At 33.7% G+C, this 17,435-nt stretch carries 14 protein-coding genes, 1 tRNA gene and 1 pseudogene; 9 read left to right on the forward strand and 7 right to left on the reverse strand.

The genetic code is table 11. The features are described from left to right. Both A9G36_RS03210 and A9G36_RS03215 read right to left on the reverse strand, forming a co-directional pair. Nucleotides 1–1,694: pseudogene (locus A9G36_RS03210) on the reverse strand (hypothetical protein); the annotation flags it as partial. Between the two features lie 752 nt (nucleotides 1,695–2,446). After that, entirely contained in the window at nucleotides 2,447–3,223 is a 777-nt protein-coding gene (locus A9G36_RS03215) for a M48 family metalloprotease (RefSeq protein WP_034946854.1), read from the reverse strand. Nucleotides 3,224–3,378: 155 nt separating this feature from the next. On the opposite strand from A9G36_RS03215, the gene queA reads away from it, so the two are divergent. The 3 genes from queA to A9G36_RS03230 all read left to right on the forward strand — a co-directional run bounded on the left by queA (nucleotide 3,379) and on the right by A9G36_RS03230 (nucleotide 6,065). Beyond that, nucleotides 3,379–4,416: a tRNA preQ1(34) S-adenosylmethionine ribosyltransferase-isomerase QueA gene (gene queA / locus A9G36_RS03220; protein ID WP_065569626.1), complete on the forward strand. Its 1,038-nt coding sequence runs from the start codon at nucleotides 3,379–3,381 to the stop codon at nucleotides 4,414–4,416. A 362-nt stretch (nucleotides 4,417–4,778) separates the two neighbouring features. Then, nucleotides 4,779–5,915, forward strand: a complete 1,137-nt coding sequence (gene tgt, locus A9G36_RS03225) for a tRNA guanosine(34) transglycosylase Tgt (protein ID WP_034946861.1) — start codon at nucleotides 4,779–4,781, stop codon at nucleotides 5,913–5,915. A gap of 73 nt (nucleotides 5,916–5,988) precedes the next feature. After that, nucleotides 5,989–6,065: transfer RNA gene (locus A9G36_RS03230), tRNA-Pro, on the forward strand. 257 nt (nucleotides 6,066–6,322) lie between these two features. Here the strand turns inward: A9G36_RS03230 and A9G36_RS10260 are convergent. Beyond that, entirely contained in the window at nucleotides 6,323–6,784 is a 462-nt protein-coding gene (locus A9G36_RS10260; RefSeq protein WP_218055756.1) for a substrate-binding domain-containing protein, read from the reverse strand. Then, nucleotides 6,709–7,275 carry a LacI family DNA-binding transcriptional regulator gene (locus A9G36_RS10265; RefSeq protein ID WP_218055754.1) on the reverse strand — a complete coding sequence of 189 codons (567 nt, stop codon included), beginning with the start codon at nucleotides 7,273–7,275 and terminating at the stop codon, nucleotides 6,709–6,711. Before A9G36_RS10265 ends, A9G36_RS10260 begins: the two co-directional genes overlap by 76 nt. 390 nt (nucleotides 7,276–7,665) lie before the next feature. Between A9G36_RS10265 and A9G36_RS03240 the strand changes: the two genes are divergently transcribed. The 3 genes from A9G36_RS03240 to A9G36_RS03250 are packed head-to-tail and all read left to right on the forward strand — an operon-like array spanning nucleotide 7,666 to nucleotide 9,803. Then, on the forward strand, nucleotides 7,666–8,109 hold the full coding sequence (locus tag A9G36_RS03240; protein ID WP_065569628.1) for a PTS sugar transporter subunit IIA: 444 nt from the start codon (nucleotides 7,666–7,668) through the stop codon (nucleotides 8,107–8,109). 30 nt (nucleotides 8,110–8,139) lie between these two features. Next, entirely contained in the window at nucleotides 8,140–8,412 is a 273-nt protein-coding gene (locus tag A9G36_RS03245; protein WP_065569629.1) for a PTS sugar transporter subunit IIB, read from the forward strand. Between the two features lie 20 nt (nucleotides 8,413–8,432). Continuing rightward, the gene (locus tag A9G36_RS03250; protein ID WP_065569630.1) at nucleotides 8,433–9,803 is read left to right on the forward strand and encodes a PTS ascorbate transporter subunit IIC; all 1,371 of its coding nucleotides are present in this window, start codon (nucleotides 8,433–8,435) and stop codon (nucleotides 9,801–9,803) included. Nucleotides 9,804–9,876: 73 nt separating this feature from the next. Here A9G36_RS03250 and A9G36_RS03255 read toward each other — a convergent pair whose 3' ends face one another. The 3 genes from A9G36_RS03255 to A9G36_RS03265 form a co-directional block, all read right to left on the reverse strand. Next, nucleotides 9,877–11,325 (reverse strand): APC family permease, encoded by a 1,449-nt coding sequence (locus A9G36_RS03255; RefSeq protein ID WP_051825313.1) that lies wholly within the window; start codon nucleotides 11,323–11,325, stop codon nucleotides 9,877–9,879. Nucleotides 11,326–11,509: 184 nt separating this feature from the next. Further along, nucleotides 11,510–12,544 carry an alcohol dehydrogenase AdhP gene (gene adhP / locus A9G36_RS03260; protein ID WP_065569631.1) on the reverse strand — a complete coding sequence of 345 codons (1,035 nt, stop codon included), beginning with the start codon at nucleotides 12,542–12,544 and terminating at the stop codon, nucleotides 11,510–11,512. A gap of 382 nt (nucleotides 12,545–12,926) precedes the next feature. Then, a complete protein-coding gene (locus A9G36_RS03265; protein ID WP_065569632.1) occupies nucleotides 12,927–14,246 on the reverse strand; it encodes an MFS transporter in 1,320 nt (439 codons plus the stop codon). Nucleotides 14,247–14,500: 254 nt separating this feature from the next. Here A9G36_RS03265 and A9G36_RS03270 point away from each other — a divergent pair, with 254 nt between their 5' ends. The 3 genes from A9G36_RS03270 to dsbC all read left to right on the forward strand — a co-directional run bounded on the left by A9G36_RS03270 (nucleotide 14,501) and on the right by dsbC (nucleotide 17,412). Next, nucleotides 14,501–15,535, forward strand: coding sequence for a tagatose 1,6-diphosphate aldolase (locus A9G36_RS03270; RefSeq protein WP_176701009.1), 1,035 nt, complete (start codon nucleotides 14,501–14,503; stop codon nucleotides 15,533–15,535). A 233-nt stretch (nucleotides 15,536–15,768) separates the two neighbouring features. Next, complete coding sequence (xerD, locus tag A9G36_RS03275) at nucleotides 15,769–16,683, forward strand: site-specific tyrosine recombinase XerD (RefSeq protein WP_065585401.1); 915 nt, start codon at nucleotides 15,769–15,771, stop codon at nucleotides 16,681–16,683. Nucleotides 16,684–16,707: 24 nt separating this feature from the next. Beyond that, the gene (dsbC, locus tag A9G36_RS03280; RefSeq protein ID WP_034946885.1) at nucleotides 16,708–17,412 is read left to right on the forward strand and encodes a bifunctional protein-disulfide isomerase/oxidoreductase DsbC; all 705 of its coding nucleotides are present in this window, start codon (nucleotides 16,708–16,710) and stop codon (nucleotides 17,410–17,412) included. The last annotated feature ends 23 nt before the right edge of the window (nucleotides 17,413–17,435 follow it).

Consider the following 17,435-nt stretch of genomic DNA (forward strand, 5'->3'; position numbering starts at 1 on the left):
AAATCAAAACCATCAGCATAATATTCATATTCCGCAATAATCCAAACAGGGTCACCCCCTACTAAGTTACCTCCACCTTCAATAATGGAACTACCTACTCCCCCATTACTGGTCATTGGCAACGCTTTGGTTAACATCACTCGTCCCTGAAATTGATTAACTTCATAATCCACGCCTTCCGTTAACGTGCTAGTACTAATGACTCGACCTGTGTTACGGTCACGCACTTCCATCGACAGCTTTAAACTGCCTTCTGTAATACGTTGATGTTTTAAAAAGTATAAACTACCACCCGTTGAGGCCAACTCATTATGGCTTCCTCGAGTCTCTCCATTGGATAAAAACACCGTTGCCAACGTGCGCGTATCCCCATATTGCGTGGTTTCCTCACTTTCATGGTATAACTTCGCTCCGTATAAACTTCGGTTAAAATTAGCAAACTCATTACCTGTAATTTGAGTATTGTAATTACCCCATAAACCGTAACTTTTGCCTTTTTCTAATTTGATATAAAACTTACCTTCCGTATCAATATCACTTTCAGTCGTCGAATCATCACCATAAATCGGATAGTAAGATTGTGGGTCAAGCTCACGCACAAAACGACTCGGGTCTTTTTCACCTAAATGACCAAACGCATTTTTTAATTTGGTCTCAGTTGTATCTAAATGAGCCGTTAAACGATAATCACCCTTGTTGGCTTTTAAATAAAATGCAACCCGACCATCCCAACTGCCCTTGCCGCTGTAATGATGACTGTCAGCTTCTTCTAATATGGCTTTACCTTCTCCTGTCACATTATTTTGTGCATAAGTAATATCCACAATACCTACGTAAAAAATATCGTCTTCTTGTTCAACAACCAACTTCTCATTTTGAGATTGGCGTTGACCTTCTTCATCTTGCCAACTTAAATTAAATTCATATTCACCAGGAGACAAAATCAGCTCACGCATGGCTCGACCATGATTATCCACCACCAATCGCTGACCATTTAGCATGACTTCTTTCTTATCGTTCAGACCGCTCATTTGTATTACTACCTTACGATCTTGAGCTGAGGCAACTATACCTTGATGATCAATACGACTTTGCCCAAATCCAGGAATCGTACTGTCGGATTTTAATTGACCGTAAAATAACGCTCCGTTATTAACCAAATCAGCTTCAACATTGGGTTTAGTATAAGCAATAAAATCACTTTCTTGAGTCACGCCATGACCCAAAGTACGAAACATTACCGCATAAACATTATCTTTTAATCCTGTATGACTAATCGTAGTTAAAACCGCTTTATACTCTGTATCAATCGATAACGGCTCACCATTATCGGTATCACCATTCCATAATACCGCTTCATAAGGACTAATATCACTAAAACGCAATATCTTTAATGGATATTGATTATCCACGTCCGATTGTCGGTAAATTGTAATTTGATATTCGGCTATTTTGGTGGGATAGTTGGTGTAGACATAAAGCCCCATTGGAGTGGTAAATAACCCATCGGATGTTAACTTAACTTTTGGGTTATAAATACTGAGATTAAGCTTCTCTTCTGTATTAAATTCATCCCGAATAACATTTAGTTTAGGTACATAGTGCGTGCCAGCATAAATAGTATTTGAACTAAGTAAAAAAGCAGCACTTACGCCTAGGCAAGGCAAATGCCGAGTCCAGTTATGTTTTTTCATTACTTTTACTTCCTTTACCTTAATGTCAATTGCTTTTTTAATTAACTCTAAACCATTGTAAGTAACGATAACAATCTATCTATCAGTTAATTGATGTAGCAACTTCCATTAATGCATCCACAATTTATATAATAATTACTTCATCGTCATAAACAATGAATTGATGATTTATAGCAACTATCAAAAACCATTTGGTAGGTATTGGTTTAAATACTAGTCAATGCCTATAAAGGTGATCGATGTCCGAACAATTAATTTTAAGATAATTTACGAAATAAAAATTATTTAAAACTAAATTATCAAAAAATTATCAGTAATAATACATTTATAATTACAAATATTCAATAATTATTATAATTAACACTTATATTTTAAAATATAAGGAATTAGCGTTTTAAATATACAATTTTGCAAAGGTATTTTATTTTTTTCTTTAAAAAGATTGAAAGTTTAAATTGATTTAAACTAGTTCATTATTAACTAGTAATATAGCAACATTATGTGTTTCGGATTATTTGAATATTAACTTTTGAGAAATAATTTAATAAATTATTAATGTTTTGATAACAATAAAGATAAGGATTAAACCATAACTATTAATTTAATAGTTAAGTCAAATTATTTAAAATGTTTAGTCAAAGCAGATTAATAAGTTAATTTAAGAAAGTGCAACTTACTAAAGTAAATTTATTTTAACCATTTGAAAATAAATAAAGCGCCGTAGTGGCGCCTTTCAACTTAGTCTACAGTATTTATTTCTTCAATTCTGTTAGTTTTTTCAAATCTGCAATTTTTTTACGAATATTTGCTGCTCGTGATGATGAGGATGGATGACTACTTAATAATGATGTATCACCACTACCTAACTTATCGAAAGCTGTTGCAAGCCCTGCAGGATTAATTTTTTTCTTAACTAAGAGATCAAAAGAATAGTTATCAGCTTCTTTTTCTTGGGTCTGAGAGAATTGAGCATTAACAACTGCTGTAGCCAAAGCTCCTAATTTAGATTTAGATAGTGTAGTTACTGCAGCATTTCCAGAACTAGCAGCTGCATCACGAGCAATCTCAGTTGCATAAGCAACTTGCATGGCTTTTTTACTATGACCTAAAGCAACATGACCTAATTCATGCCCTAAAACGCCTTGAATTTCATTATCAGTCATCATATCCATTAGACCACTATAAACACGAACACATCCATTAGCCATTGCCCATGCATTAACATCTTTTGTAAGATATACTTTATATGAAATTGGTATTCCATTTAAATTATTACCAAGTGTTTTACTAATCTTTCTTAATCGTTTAGTATAAGCATTGTTTGCTGGGGCAATTCTTGATTTAGCATCCATTTGAGCGCATGATTTGGCACTCAACGTTTTCACTTCATTATCACTAAGAGTTGCAGCTTTTATACCTCTCATCCCAAAATTAGCATAATCATCAAAGCCCATGCTGTTACAGCCAACTAATGACATTGAAGCAACTAAAGGAAGTACAGCAAAAAAGGCTTTTGAATGTTTTTTCATACTATTTTCCTTATATAAATAATAATTGATTTTTTTGATAACGTCAGTTAACCGAAACGAATTTTAAACTAACTTTGATAATAATCAATAAATAATTGCTTGCTTACTTATTTTATGGCATTTAGACTAGTTCTTCATTTTTAAGGTTTATAATTATGCAACTATCCGATTTTAATTTTACGCTTCCGAAAGAACTTATAGCAAAGCATCCTTCTAAAATAAGAAGTAGCTGCCGACTTTTATCTCTTGATGGTAATACCGGCAAAATTGAACATGGTGTATTTACTGATATTATTGAGAAAATCAATCCTGGTGATTTGCTGATTTTTAATAATACAAAAGTGATTCCTGCCCGCCTGTATGGTAAAAAGATGTCGGGAGGAAAAATTGAAATACTAATTGAGAGATTATTAGATAATAACCGAGCACTTGCCCATATTAAAGCATCAAAATCGCCTAAAGCAGGAACAGAATTGTTATTAGGAGAAAATGAACCAATCAGAGTAACCATGTTAGCTCGGCATGATACCTTATTTGAATTGCAATTTCCGAATGATGTACTCAGTATTTTGAATAAAATAGGGCATATTCCGCTCCCTCCTTACATCGATCGCCCAGATGATGAGCAAGATCATGAGGTTTATCAAACTGTTTATAGTAAAGTGCCAGGTGCTGTTGCTGCTCCTACAGCTGGTCTGCATTTTGATGATCCTTTAATAGCAAAACTGAAAGAAAAAGGCGCAGAAATCGCTTTTGTCACTTTACACGTTGGTGCTGGCACTTTTCAACCAGTTAGAGTTGAAAATATTGAATCACATGTTATGCACGCGGAATATGCTGAAGTTCCTGAATCAGTAGTAGATGCAGTTCTAACTTGTAAATTTCGTGGAAATAAAGTCATTGCTGTTGGCACAACATCTGTTAGAGCGCTAGAAAGCGCCGCTCAAAAAACTGGCTGCATCACACCATTTTTTGGTGACACACAAATTTTTATTTATCCTGGTTATCATTTTAATGTAGTCGATTCATTAATCACAAATTTTCATCTACCTGAATCAACATTAATTATGCTAGTTTCAGCCTTTGCTGGTTATGAAAATACTATGAACGCTTATCAACAAGCCGTAAAAGAGCTGTATCGATTCTTTAGCTATGGTGATGCTATGTTTATTGCTAAGCAGAACGATGTGTAATATTTCTATTTAATATTATTGGCTTTCTGAAAAATGCATCGAATTAACTCTGATTAAGCTTTAGTTAGCCAATTAGGAATGCTTGTTAACTAATTGCTAAAACAACTTGTTTTGATGATTTTTTGTACTGATATAATTAATAAAGTTTGATTATTTTGTTTTTGACAACTGATAGGTGAGCACGCTATTAAACATGATAATAATGAAATAACATGGGTTAAAATGTTTTAATCCTTTCTAAAAGTTGTCTATCTAAGCTAGGAACGATAAACTAGATGGTCAATTTGTTGATACAAAATGTATTATGGTAATAATTAATTTGCGCCAAACTGTTTATTTGGTCGCAAGAGGTTAACAAAAAAATGAAATTTGAACTAGGCAATACTGACGGGCTAGCTCGTCGAGGACGTATGAAATTCGAACGTCGTGGCGTCGAATATATTGTTGAAACCCCAGCATTTATGCCTGTTGGCACGTATGGCACAGTAAAAGGCATGACGCCAGAAGAAGTGGCTGCAACAGGCGCACAAATATTACTTGGCAACACCTTTCATTTATGGCTAAGACCTGGGCAAAAAATTATGCGTAAACATGGAGATTTACATGATTTTATGCAATGGCCTGGACCAATCTTAACTGATTCAGGTGGATTCCAAGTTTTTAGTCTTGGCGATATCCGAAAAATTAAAGAAGAAGGTGTTTATTTCCGTAATCCTATTAATGGTGATTCAATTTTCTTATCTCCTGAAATTTCAATGGAAATCCAATATGATCTTGGTTCAGATATTGTGATGATTTTTGATGAATGTGCCCCCTTTCCAGCCGAATGGGACTATGTTAAAAAATCAATGGAGATGTCATTACGTTGGGCAAAACGTAGCCGTCAGCGTTTTGACGAATTAGGCAATAAAAATGCGCTTTTTGGCATTGTGCAAGGAGGTATACACCAAGAATTACGTGATATTTCTATTAAAGGATTAACTGAAATCGGTTTTGACGGATACGCTGTTGGAGGACTTGCCGTTGGTGAACCTAAAGCCGATATGCATCGCATTTTAGAAGGCACATGCCCACAATTGCCTGCTGATAAGCCTCGTTATTTAATGGGTGTAGGTAAACCTGAAGATTTAGTAGAGGGCGTACGCCGTGGTATTGATATGTTTGACTGTGTAATGCCAACCCGTAATGCACGTAATGGTCATCTATTTGTGACAAATGGTGTAGTTAAAATTCGTAATGCTAAATATAAAGATGATACCTCGCCTCTTGATCCATATTGTGACTGTTATACGTGTAAAAATTATACTAAATCGTACCTCCATCACTTAGATAAATGTGGTGAGATCTTAGGCGCTAGGTTAAATACTATTCATAATTTACGCTATTATCAACGCTTAATGGCAGAAATTCGAGAGGCGGTTGCTAATAAACGTTATGAGGATTTTGTTGTTGAATTTTATCAACGTATTGGTAAAACACCCGCTCCTTTATCAAAATAAGGAAATAAAAAGCATAATTTTTCGTGGTAAGTCTTGACACTTTTTAGGAAGCGCAGTATCATGCGCTTCCTAACGGCGAGTAGCGCAGCTTGGTAGCGCAACTGGTTTGGGACCAGTGGGTCGGAGGTTCGAATCCTCTCTCGCCGACCACTACCTATTTTCTGACATTTTAAAAATCTTTCTTCCTTTTATTACTATAGCTTACGGAAAATTGGTGCCTTTGGGTTCAGTATTTACTCTCTGACAAGTTCCCTGTAAAAAATCAAGATAGAAGGCTTAGCATTGACATATATCTTATTTGGCAAATAAATTTAAATAAAATAGCCATAACCTGATGCAATTATTCATTATTTTTAGAGTTACTTACTAGTAAATTAGAGGCATACTCAAAATCCATCCAATAATAACTAACTGCTTGTTCTTAAACGAAGTGTAGGAACTAACACAGACAAATCTGGCTTATGGCAATGAGTTTCACCTCTTAACTTATTTAATAATTGACTCGCTAGATATTCTCCTATTTTTTCAGACGGTAAAGATACCGTTGTTAAAGGAGGAAAACTGAATTGACTAAACTCGTTATCACCAAATCCACTAACAGCTAATTGGTGAGGTACTCGGATATGTCGCCGTTGGCACTCATAAAGCACACCGCATGCTAATTCATCTGTAGTGCAAATTAATGCATTAATTTCAGGCCAATTTAACAGTATATCGGAAAGTAATAAACTTCCAGTACTAAAGTTGGAAGGTAGAGCAGCATTGATAACTCGGTGAGTAGGTAAATGATAATCTAACATTGCTTTATACCAGCCATGTAAACGTTGTTGAAAAAGAAAATTTTGATGGCTAGCACAGAGTAATCCAATATTTTGATAACCTTTTTTATTATATGTTCGGTTAACATATACATTGCCAAACTATTATCTAACCCTACGTAAGCATCTGCTGATATATCATCTTGCTTACCAATATTCATAATTGGAATCATTTTTTTTAAATTAATGTTTTCAATAATAGCGTCATTTTCGACATAAAATAACAATATTGCTTCAAGGTTATAATTGTATAGATTATCCAGCAACTGTGATTCTCGTTTATAATTATAGTCAGATTCAACAAACAATATTGTATATCCTTGTTTAGTTAAACTTGCTTGTAATGCATCAAGTAAGATTTGAGCAGAATGATCATGGATTTTTGTGGTTATAACCGCAATAACTGGGTTAGCCGATGCAGAGGCTAACAAACTCGCTGCCACATTTGGTTTATATCCTAACACATCAATAGCAATTTGAATCTTTTTGCGAAGTTTATCTGAAACTCTTCCAGGAGTGCGTAAAGCACGAGACACAGTCATAGTGCCCACACCTGCATATTTAGCCACATCGAATAAAGTAATCTGCCCTGTACTTCTTCACTTTTTTACACTTTGCATTTTTTATCCTAATTTAATCTGAGCTAAGCAGTATCTAAGGAATGTTGATTTTAACCATCATCAAGCTAGCGATAAATTAATGTGAACGCCAATAGCCTATTATTTTAAATGACAATTTTTTAGATAATATTATTTTATTAATAGGGTTATTTTTGATTAATTCATTAAAAATGTTATCTAAATCACAAAATAAATAAAATTTCATTCAAGTTTGATAGCGCTATCACATTTCTATTATCTTATAGGTGGCTATGTTTAAACCATATGATAGTTTATTTAATAAATTGTCATAAATATTTTAATGGAGAGAAAATGCTCGCAAGATATTTAACACAACAAACAGTAAATGTTGTTGATTCTGTTAGTGATTGGAAAGCAGCTATACAGCTTTGTGCATCGCCTTTATTAACTAATAATACTATTTCCCCTAACTATATTGAGGCAATTTTTAAATCGCATGAAACAATGGGGTCTTACTATGTGTTGGCTCCAGGTATTGCTATGCCTCATGCCAGACCTGAGCAAGGTGTGAATCAGTTAGGATTATCCATGTTAGTTGTGAAACACGGTGTCAACTTCAACTCAGCTGATAATGACCCCGTATATTTAATTACATTATTAGCTGCAATTGATAATACAAGTCACATAAAAATGTTAACTCAATTAGCAACATTGTTTACTGAAGTAAACGATATTCAGACAATTTTTAATGCCCAACATCGTGAACAAATTCTATCAGTAATTAATCGTTATTAAATTTAATAAGACTAACTAAAGGAAAAAGATATGAAAATTATGGCTGTTTGTGGTCAAGGTTTAGGTAGTAGTTTTATGGTAGAAATGAATATTAAAAAAGTACTAAAAAAATTAAATGTTGATGCTGAAGTTACGCATGCAGATCTTGCGTCTATAACACCAGATGAAGCCGATCTGTTTGTTATGACAAAAGATTTAGCCACTAGCTCGGGAATCCCTGCAGATAAATTAGTCGTACTAAGCAATATTATTGATATCAACGATCTAGAATCAAAACTCGTTGAGCATTTTGCTAAATGCTGATTAAATCATGAGGTATTGCTATGATTCAAGAAATAGTAAAATTTATTGTTGATATTTTAAAGGTTCCTGCTGTATTAGTTGGTCTTATTGCTATGATTGGATTATTGATTCAACGAAAGCCATTTGCTGATACGATTAAAGGAACTATTAAAACGATTCTCGGATTTTTGGTATTAGGTGGTGGAGCAACAGTTCTAATCAGTGCGATTACTCCATTGGGGAGCATGTTTGAACAGGCTTTTAAATTACAAGGAATTATTCCTAATAATGAAGCAATTGTTTCTATGGCGTTAGAACAATATGGTACAGCAACCGCATTAATTATGGCATTTGGCATGGTTGCCAATATTATCGTTGCGCGTTTTACTCGTTTAAAATTTATCTTTTTGACAGGACACCATACTTTTTATATGGCCTGTATGATTAGTATTATTTTAACTGTAGCAGGATTTGGTGGCTGGCAACTTGTATTCACAGGTTCGTTAGTTCTGGGACTCATCATGGCATTTTTCCCTGCTTTAGCACAACCTCACATGCATAAAATTACGGGTAATAGTGATGTCGCATTTGGTCATTTTGGTACTTTAGGATATGTATTAGCTGGCTGGATTGGGCAAGCTGTAGGTAAAAAATCTCGATCAACAGAAGATATGAATTTACCTAAAAATCTAAGTTTTTTACGAGATAGTTCAATCTCAATTTCATTAACAATGATGGTTATTTATCTCATTTTAGCCATATTTGCTGGTTCTTCTTATGTCGAAAAAGAACTAAGTAGCGGTGAAAATTATTTAGTTTATGCGATTATAGAAGCGATTACCTTTGCTGCCGGTGTATTTATTATTCTTCAAGGTGTACGATTAATTCTGGCCGAAATTGTACCTGCATTTACAGGCTTCTCAGAAAAATTAGTACCTAATGCAAAGCCAGCTCTTGATTGTCCCGTAGTATTTCCATATGCCCCTAATGCTGTGCTTGTTGGATTTTTATTTAGTTTCCTTGGTGGCTTAGTTGGACTATTTTTTTTAGGGCAATTAGATTTCGTTCTTATATTACCTGGTGTTGTTCCTCATTTCTTTTGTGGTGCCACAGCAGGTGTATTTGGTAACGCTATGGGCGGTCGCCGAGGTGCAATGCTTGGCGCATTCGCTAATGGTTTATTAGTAACATTTTTACCGGTTCTTTTATTGCCTGTTTTAGGATCACTTGGTTTTGCAAATACAACTTTCTCAGACGTGGATTTTTGTGGTATTGGGATCATTCTAGGTAATATGGCAAAATGGTTTAATAAAGATATTATTATGAGTATTTTTATTGCTATTTTTGCATTATTAGTAATATTCAACTATACCTTTAAACCTAAAAAAAGTATCAGAGAGAATATTGAGTAAATAATTACTATCTCATTTAAAAAATATTATGCCAGACAATTTGCCTGGCATTTTTTCATAAACTCTTTTAATTTTAGTTGCTAACAAAAAAACCATAAGCAACAAACAAATTTACAATAATAATTGTTGAAACTGCAATGATTACCATTCTTTTTATTGTATATTTTTTCATTTCACCAAGAGAAAGCTCTCTATTTTTATTTTTACCATAGTAATAATAATATATTGGCAAACCAATTAAAGTCAGTACGATAGAAACAATACCATTTATGGTTTGGTAAACTAACATACCATAAATAACATAAGCAGCCCCTAGCATTGCAATGATGGGAATTATTGGATAACCAATAACTTTATAAGGCCTATGTACTTCTGGGTATTTTTTACGAGCAACCATCACTCCAACGAACGTTAGTAAATAAAATACCCAAATTGAAAACATTGAGATTTCTGATAAACGGTCTGCATCAAGAAGCGTTGAATATAAGAAAGAAAAAATAACTAAAACAATAATCGCATTAACAGGTGAGCGGCTATCATCATCAATAGTACTTAAATAACGCGCGCCAATAATAGTTCCCCTCTCAGCCATACTAAATATAGTACGAGATAACGTCATAATATATCCATTAATTCCGCCAAGAATCGAAACCATAATACCAACAGCAACTAAATTTCCGCCAAAATGTCCAAACATCCGTTGTGAAGCAACAGATGATGCATCATGACCTAGTGAAATCATCTCTTGGACAGGAAAAATCTTAAATAATGCAATATTAATACAAGCGTAAACAACAACAAGAAAAATAATGCCAAAAATAATCGCCTTAGGTAATATTTTTGATGGATTATTAATCTCACCAGCTACTGATGCAACTTGTGCCCAACCATCATAAGCAAAGAGGGTGGCGAGAATAGCTACTGCAAAAGGAGCATAAGATTCAATACCTTGACCACTAGCAGTGAATAATGCGACTTGGCCATTTCCTTCACATAATCCAAATATAGCCAATAACAATATAGGAATAAGTTTACAAACAGTAGCAATTGTCTGTAAATAACCTGCCTCTCTAATACCAATAGCATTAATAAAAGCAATAAAACCCAAAACACCAGCACTTACCGCCATTGTATAAGAATCATCAATATTAAATAATAGACAAAATACTGAACTAAAATATCCAACCAACGCTCCAACTAATGAAGGAGCGAAAATAACTGTCATCATCCAACCATAGAGATGAGAAATTTTGGTGCCATATATTTTTTCTAAATAAACTAGCATTCCTCCTGTTTTTGGGAACATTACACCTAATTCACAAAGTGTTAACCCGCCACAAATAGAAATGGCGCCACCTATTATCCACGCTAATAGCGCATAATTATAATCACCAGTAACTTCTAATACTGATGGTGGTTTCATAAAAGCTCCTGCACCTAAAACCATTCCAACAACTAGTGATAATGCAGAAACTAAACCAAGATCCTTGCGCAAGTTATTCTCTAAATTGTGCTCTGCCATAAAGTTCCTCTTAAAACATATAAAATTAACGGCGAAATTTTGTTATGATAGGGAATTATTCATAAAACACAAGGAAGATTAGTATCGTTTATATAAAAAACTAAATAAATAAAATAAATAATATTTTTATTTATAAAAATAAGCCAGCATATAGCTAGCTTTTTGAATTACAATTAAGGTTAACTTATTTAGTCTTCTTCATTTTCATATCTACAACCATACGACCTCGAATTTTACCTGCTTTCATTTCGTCGATCATATCATTGATATCTTCCAATGGCCTTTTTTCAACTATCGGCACGACCTTACCTTCTGCACTAAACTGAAATGCTTCGGCTAAATCTTCACGAGTGCCAACCAATGAACCTAAAACTTGAATACCATCTAATACTGTTTTAGGAATACTTAAATCCATATTTTCTGAAGGCAGACCTAAGGCAACCACTCGCCCTAAAGGTCGCACTGAATTGATAGCTTGATTGAATGCTGTTTTAGTCACAGAAGTTACAACAGCACCGTGCACACCACCACCAGTATACTTTTTAATATAAGCGCCCACATCTTCAACTTTTCTAGGATTAACGACTAAATCAGCGCCTAATGTTTTACATAATTCTAATTGATTATCACTATTACTGATTGCAACGATTTTATTATTAAAAACTTTTTTACCATATTCGATAGCGAGCGTTCCTAATCCACCAATACCAAATACAGCAAGCCATTGCCCTGGTTTAGTACCAGCCACTTTAATACCCTTATAAGTAGTCACACCAGCGCAAGTTACACTTGTTGCTTGTGCTGGATCAAGCCCTTCTGGCACTTTAACCGCATAATCAGCCTTAACTATGCACTGTTCTGCCATACCTCCATCTACGCTATAACCTGAATTTAATGCGCTGCGGCAAAATGTTTCATTTCCAGAAATACAATATTCACAAGTACCACAACCTGCATGAAACCATGCAATACTTACTCGATCACCAATTTTTAGACTTTTTACATCTGGGGCAACTTTAGTCACAATCCCTACACCTTCATGTCCTATAACGCGTCCAGGTTGTTTACCAAAATCTCCTGCTGCAACATGGAGATCAGTATGGCAAAGACCACAATATTCAACGTCAACAAGTGCCTCTCCCTCTTCTAAAGGACGAACTGGGATATCTTTAATTTCGACTTGTCCATCGCATTCTTGTTTGATAACAGCAGCTTTCATATTTTTCTCCTAAATAATTTTAAAGTTAAAATATAATTGATTATCATTCTAAACGAATTATTTTGAAAAAATATGAGTAATTTCACAAATTTATAAAAGAATAATTATTTCTACAGCAGTGTAATTACTATGTGGTATTTGTATAACTATTCATTTGTTAGATTATATTTTTGTAAAAAACATCTCAGGATTCTATGCCGTTTGGTAATTAATAAAGCCGCAAAAAGTGATATGACTTTAATGGATATGTAAGAAAATCAACAAATATTTAGCTATTTAAAAAAGATAAAGTTTAAGTAATTTTGAAGACAACGCTAATATGTTTTTATTTTACAGGAACGAGTAACAAATATTCGTTCCTTATTATTGATAATAATTACGTTTATTTCATGTCTGTAGCAAGATATTTCTGGCAATTATTATTGATTAATAAAAATAATCCAATGAAGGCGCCTAAGCAAAATAATCCAACCACATAAATAGTGGGAGCCATTTTACTGACGAAATCACTAAAAAATGAAATCAGTAAAGGCGTTATGCCTCCTGCAATAGCATAGGCCATATTGAATGAAAACGAGACTCCACTATAACGAATTTGCGCAGGAAACACTTTAACCATAAAATAAGAAAAAGAACCAACTATACCTATACTAAATCCTGTCAGCGAGTAAGTAATAAATAAAATATGAGGATTATCTAACCAAAAATAAAAGATAATGATCATAATTGCTGCAATAAAACATCCAATAAACAAAACATTACCTATAGAAAATCTATCCATCATCATGCCATAGAAAGTGCAGCTTATAATTAATCCAATAATTGCTAATATATTACCCTGCAACGCATCAATCGGTGAATAACCAAACTGTTTTTGTAACAAAATTGGCGTCATGAGCATGATAACCATGATACCAGCAGAAAGTACCCATGTAAGTAGCATTGATAAAATGGTTTGAGGCAAGTATTGAGTTAATACCGTAATAACAGGTACTTTTTTAGATAATTCTTGTTGTTTACGTTTTTTAATTTCAAGAAAAATTGGTGTTTCTTTTAACCAACGACGTAAATACATCGCAATCAATCCAAAAACACCACCAATAATAAATGGAATACGCCAGCCCCAATCCATTATCTGTTCAGAAGATAAAAATTTATTCATCGCAGTTGAAACTAATGAACCAAGTAAAATGCCTAGGCTTAAACCACTTGTTAAAATTCCGCAAGCTAAGCCAATTTTATTTTTCGGTACATGTTCTGCAACAAAAGTCCAAGCTCCAGGGACTTCACCGCCTACAGCTAAGCCTTGACATAAGCGCATAAGTAAAAGTAATAAAGGAGCCCAAATACCAATATTTGTGTAAGTGGGTAAACAACCTATAAATAATGTGGGTAATGCCATAAGCAATATGCTTAGTGTAAACATTCTTTTTCGGCCTAAAAGATCACCAAAGTGCGCCATAATAATTCCACCCAATGGGCGTATTAAATATCCCGCAGCAAAAATACCAAATGTTTGAACTTGACTTAACCAAGCTGGCATATCATTTGGAAAAAAGAGATAACCAATAGTTATTGAAAAAAAGACAAAAATAATAAAATCATAAAATTCTAATGCTCCACCTAATGCAGAAAGCGCCAATGTTTTATAATCTTGATGGTTTAATGTGCGTATCTGCGTAGTGGTTACTATGTCCGGCATAATCATCCTTGTAAATTATTATTTACATTAAACTTTAATATTGTGTATTAATATAACGAATTCCCTAATTTTTGGAAAATAAAATATTAACTAAAAAAGATAATCATAAGTTTTTTTCAAAAAAAAGTAAAAATAAAAATGAAATATAACAAATGATGGAGATAGATAAAACCAGCACCAAATGATTAATAAACAAGCAAGCAAAAACCTACAATGAGAAGATTTTATTCTTAAAGGAGAGTTGCAAAATGGCTATAAAACGTATTACTCGTGGTAAATTCACGCGCATGAAACAATTATCAAATCAAGATGGTATTATTGCAGCATTAGCGATTGATCAACGTGGTTCAATGGTTAAAATGATGGAATCTGCTGTTGGGAAAGATCGTTATCATATCGATATGGTGTATGAATTTAAAGAACTTGTTTCTCAAGAATTAACTAAATATGTTAGTGCAATTTTGTTAGATGAAGAATATGGTTTTAAAGGCATGGCAGCTAAAAATAGCAATGCTGGATTAATCATGTCATACGAAAAAACAGGATATGATGCAAATACTCCAGGACGATTACCCGATATTTTGCCTGAGGATTCATTACAACGCCTAATAAAAAAAGGTGCCGATGCCGCAAAAGTATTGGTTTATTATAATCCGGATGATCCTCAAGATATTTTAGACAAAAAACATGCTTTTTTAGAACGTTTAGGCAATGAAGCTAGAGCTGCTGATATTCCTGTATTTGTTGAACCGATTGTATATGATAACGTGATAACCGATGATAAAAGTCCTGAATTTGCAAAAATCAAACCTCAAAAAGTCATCAATACGATAAAAGAGTTTACTAAAGAACAGTATTATATTGATATTTTAAAACTCGAAGTTCCCGTATTGTTTAAGAATGTAGAAGGCTTTAACGACAACAATGTGGTTGTTTACACACAAAAACAAGCTGCTGACTATTTTAAACAAGCAAGTGAAGTAGCAACCCGCCCTTTTATCTATTTAAGTGCTGGTGTACCAACAAAGACCTTCCACCAAGAACTTATTTTTGCCGGTGAAAATGGCGCCAAATATAGCGGCATCCTTGGAGGGAGAGCAACATGGTTTGAAGGTGTTGCAGCCTATGCTAATGGCGGTAAAGAAGGGTTAAAACTTTGGCTAGATCAAACTGGTCGTGAAAATGTTGAGCATCTCAATAAGATATTAAAACAATATGCAACACCTTGGTATGATGTTTATGGTGGTAAAGATAGCATTGAAATTATTGATCTTGAATTAGGAAATTGATTAACATTAACCAATTATTTATAGTTATAATATAGTTGGTTATAATTAGAGAAAAAAGCTTTTCCTATTATCTGTTTTATCGTTCCGTCAATCAACATTGGCGGAATTTTATTTTTAAACAAGATTTCCTATAGTTCCTATTGTTACTAATTAAATCATTTTATTAAAAATGCAACCTAAGCAGAGTTGATATATAATATGCAAAAATAAATATCAGCAGAGATAACTTTATAGTGCCTAAAAAAAATGCCTCACTACAAAATAAAAATCTCATTGAACAGTTTTTAAACTCAATATGGTTAGAACGTAATTTAGCTGAAAATACGATTGATTCTTACAAACTTGATTTATTATCACTTAGTCAATCACTACAACAGCAAGATGTCAGCTTCCTTACAGCAGAAACACATAATTTACAATATTTTTTAATGCAACGAGTTAATGATGGTTATAAAACCAGCAGCTCCGCTCGTTTGCTTAGTGCCACTAAACGTTTCTTTCAATATTTATATCAAAAAAATTACCGTAACGATGACCCAACCGCCGTTCTTTCATCACCAAAATTAGCAAAGAAGCTACCTAAAGATCTTACTGAATCACAAGTTGAAGCCTTGCTTAATTCACCCAATATTGAAGATTCAATCGAACTTCGTGATAAAGCAATGTTAGAGGTTCTTTATGCAACTGGTTTGCGTGTTTCCGAATTAGTTAATTTAGAAATCAGCGATATTAGTTTGCGTCAAGGCGTAGTAAGAGTAGTAGGTAAAGGCAATAAAGAACGTTTAGTGCCACTCGGCGAAGAGGCAATTTATTGGCTTGAGTATTATTTTAAATATGCTCGCGATGATCTATTAAAAAATGGGCCTGTAGATGTACTTTTTCCAAGTCGCTTAGGCAAAAAAATGACACGACAGACATTCTGGCATCGAATAAAATATTATGCGATACTAATTGATATAAATGTTGAATTACTTTCTCCTCATGTTCTTCGCCATGCTTTCGCAACGCATTTGCTTAATCACGGTGCAGATTTGCGCGTTGTTCAAATGCTATTGGGGCACAGTAGTTTGTCAACAACACAAATATATACACATGTCGCTACAGAAAGATTAAAACAGTTACATAGTAAACATCATCCTCGAGCTTAAAGCTTACAAAATAAGGATAATTAAATGAAAAAATTAATTTTAGGTTTAAGTATTGCATTAATTACAACGCCATTACTGGCTAGCAACAATGATATTTCCAATACAATGAAAAAATTAGGTTATGAAGACAAAGATTTTAAAATTTCAAATAGTCCAGTCAATGGATTAAAAAATGTGATGACCCCCGACGGTCTATTTTATGTTTCCGATGATGGTAAATACTTAACACAAGGTCCTATTTACAACTTTGAAGGTAACGAACCTGAAAATATTGCGAATAATAACAATTTAAACCTAATAAAATCAATTGAAAAAGATGCCATTGTTTACAAAGCGAAAAATGAAAAATATATCATTTTTGTATTTACTGATTATACCTGCCATTACTGCAAATTACTGCACGAAAATATTAACCAATATCTAGATGTGGGTATTTCAGTACACTATTTTGCTTTTCCTCGTGCTGGCGCTGATAGTGAGATAGGCAAAAATATGCAATCAATTTGGAGTATGGCTGATCGTAAATCGGCATTTGAAAAAGCCTATAAAGGCGAATCAATTTCTCCGGCAAATAGTATGATACCTTATGTAACCCAACAATTTAACATAGGTAGGCAGCTTGGTATTAATGGTACACCTGCGATTGTTTTACCAAATGGACAACTTGTTTCAGGTTATGTACCTGCAGACAAATTAATTGATATTTTAGCCAAAAAATCAACCAATTAATTTGTAGCAAGTTTATAATAAAT

The organism is Gilliamella sp. Choc6-1, from assembly GCF_001690385.1.
Taxonomy (GTDB): domain Bacteria; phylum Pseudomonadota; class Gammaproteobacteria; order Enterobacterales; family Orbaceae; genus Gilliamella; species Gilliamella apicola_A.

Bases quoted from the DNA above. Each gene is read 5' to 3' on its own strand.
- A9G36_RS10265 (WP_218055754.1), bottom strand. From the start codon at position 7,275: ATGACTGTGTCTCGTGCTTTACGCACTCCTGGAAGAGTTTCAGATAAA.
- A9G36_RS03240 (WP_065569628.1), top strand. From the start codon at position 7,666: ATGCTCGCAAGATATTTAACACAACAAACAGTAAATGTTGTTGATTCT.
- A9G36_RS03245 (WP_065569629.1), top strand. From the start codon at position 8,140: ATGAAAATTATGGCTGTTTGTGGTCAAGGTTTAGGTAGTAGTTTTATG.
- A9G36_RS03265 (WP_065569632.1), bottom strand. From the start codon at position 14,246: ATGCCGGACATAGTAACCACTACGCAGATACGCACATTAAACCATCAA.
- A9G36_RS03250 (WP_065569630.1), top strand. From the start codon at position 8,433: ATGATTCAAGAAATAGTAAAATTTATTGTTGATATTTTAAAGGTTCCT.
- adhP (WP_065569631.1), bottom strand. From the start codon at position 12,544: ATGAAAGCTGCTGTTATCAAACAAGAATGCGATGGACAAGTCGAAATT.
- queA (WP_065569626.1), top strand. From the start codon at position 3,379: ATGCAACTATCCGATTTTAATTTTACGCTTCCGAAAGAACTTATAGCA.
- A9G36_RS03255 (WP_051825313.1), bottom strand. From the start codon at position 11,325: ATGGCAGAGCACAATTTAGAGAATAACTTGCGCAAGGATCTTGGTTTA.
- A9G36_RS03215 (WP_034946854.1), bottom strand. From the start codon at position 3,223: ATGAAAAAACATTCAAAAGCCTTTTTTGCTGTACTTCCTTTAGTTGCT.
- dsbC (WP_034946885.1), top strand. From the start codon at position 16,708: ATGAAAAAATTAATTTTAGGTTTAAGTATTGCATTAATTACAACGCCA.
- tgt (WP_034946861.1), top strand. From the start codon at position 4,779: ATGAAATTTGAACTAGGCAATACTGACGGGCTAGCTCGTCGAGGACGT.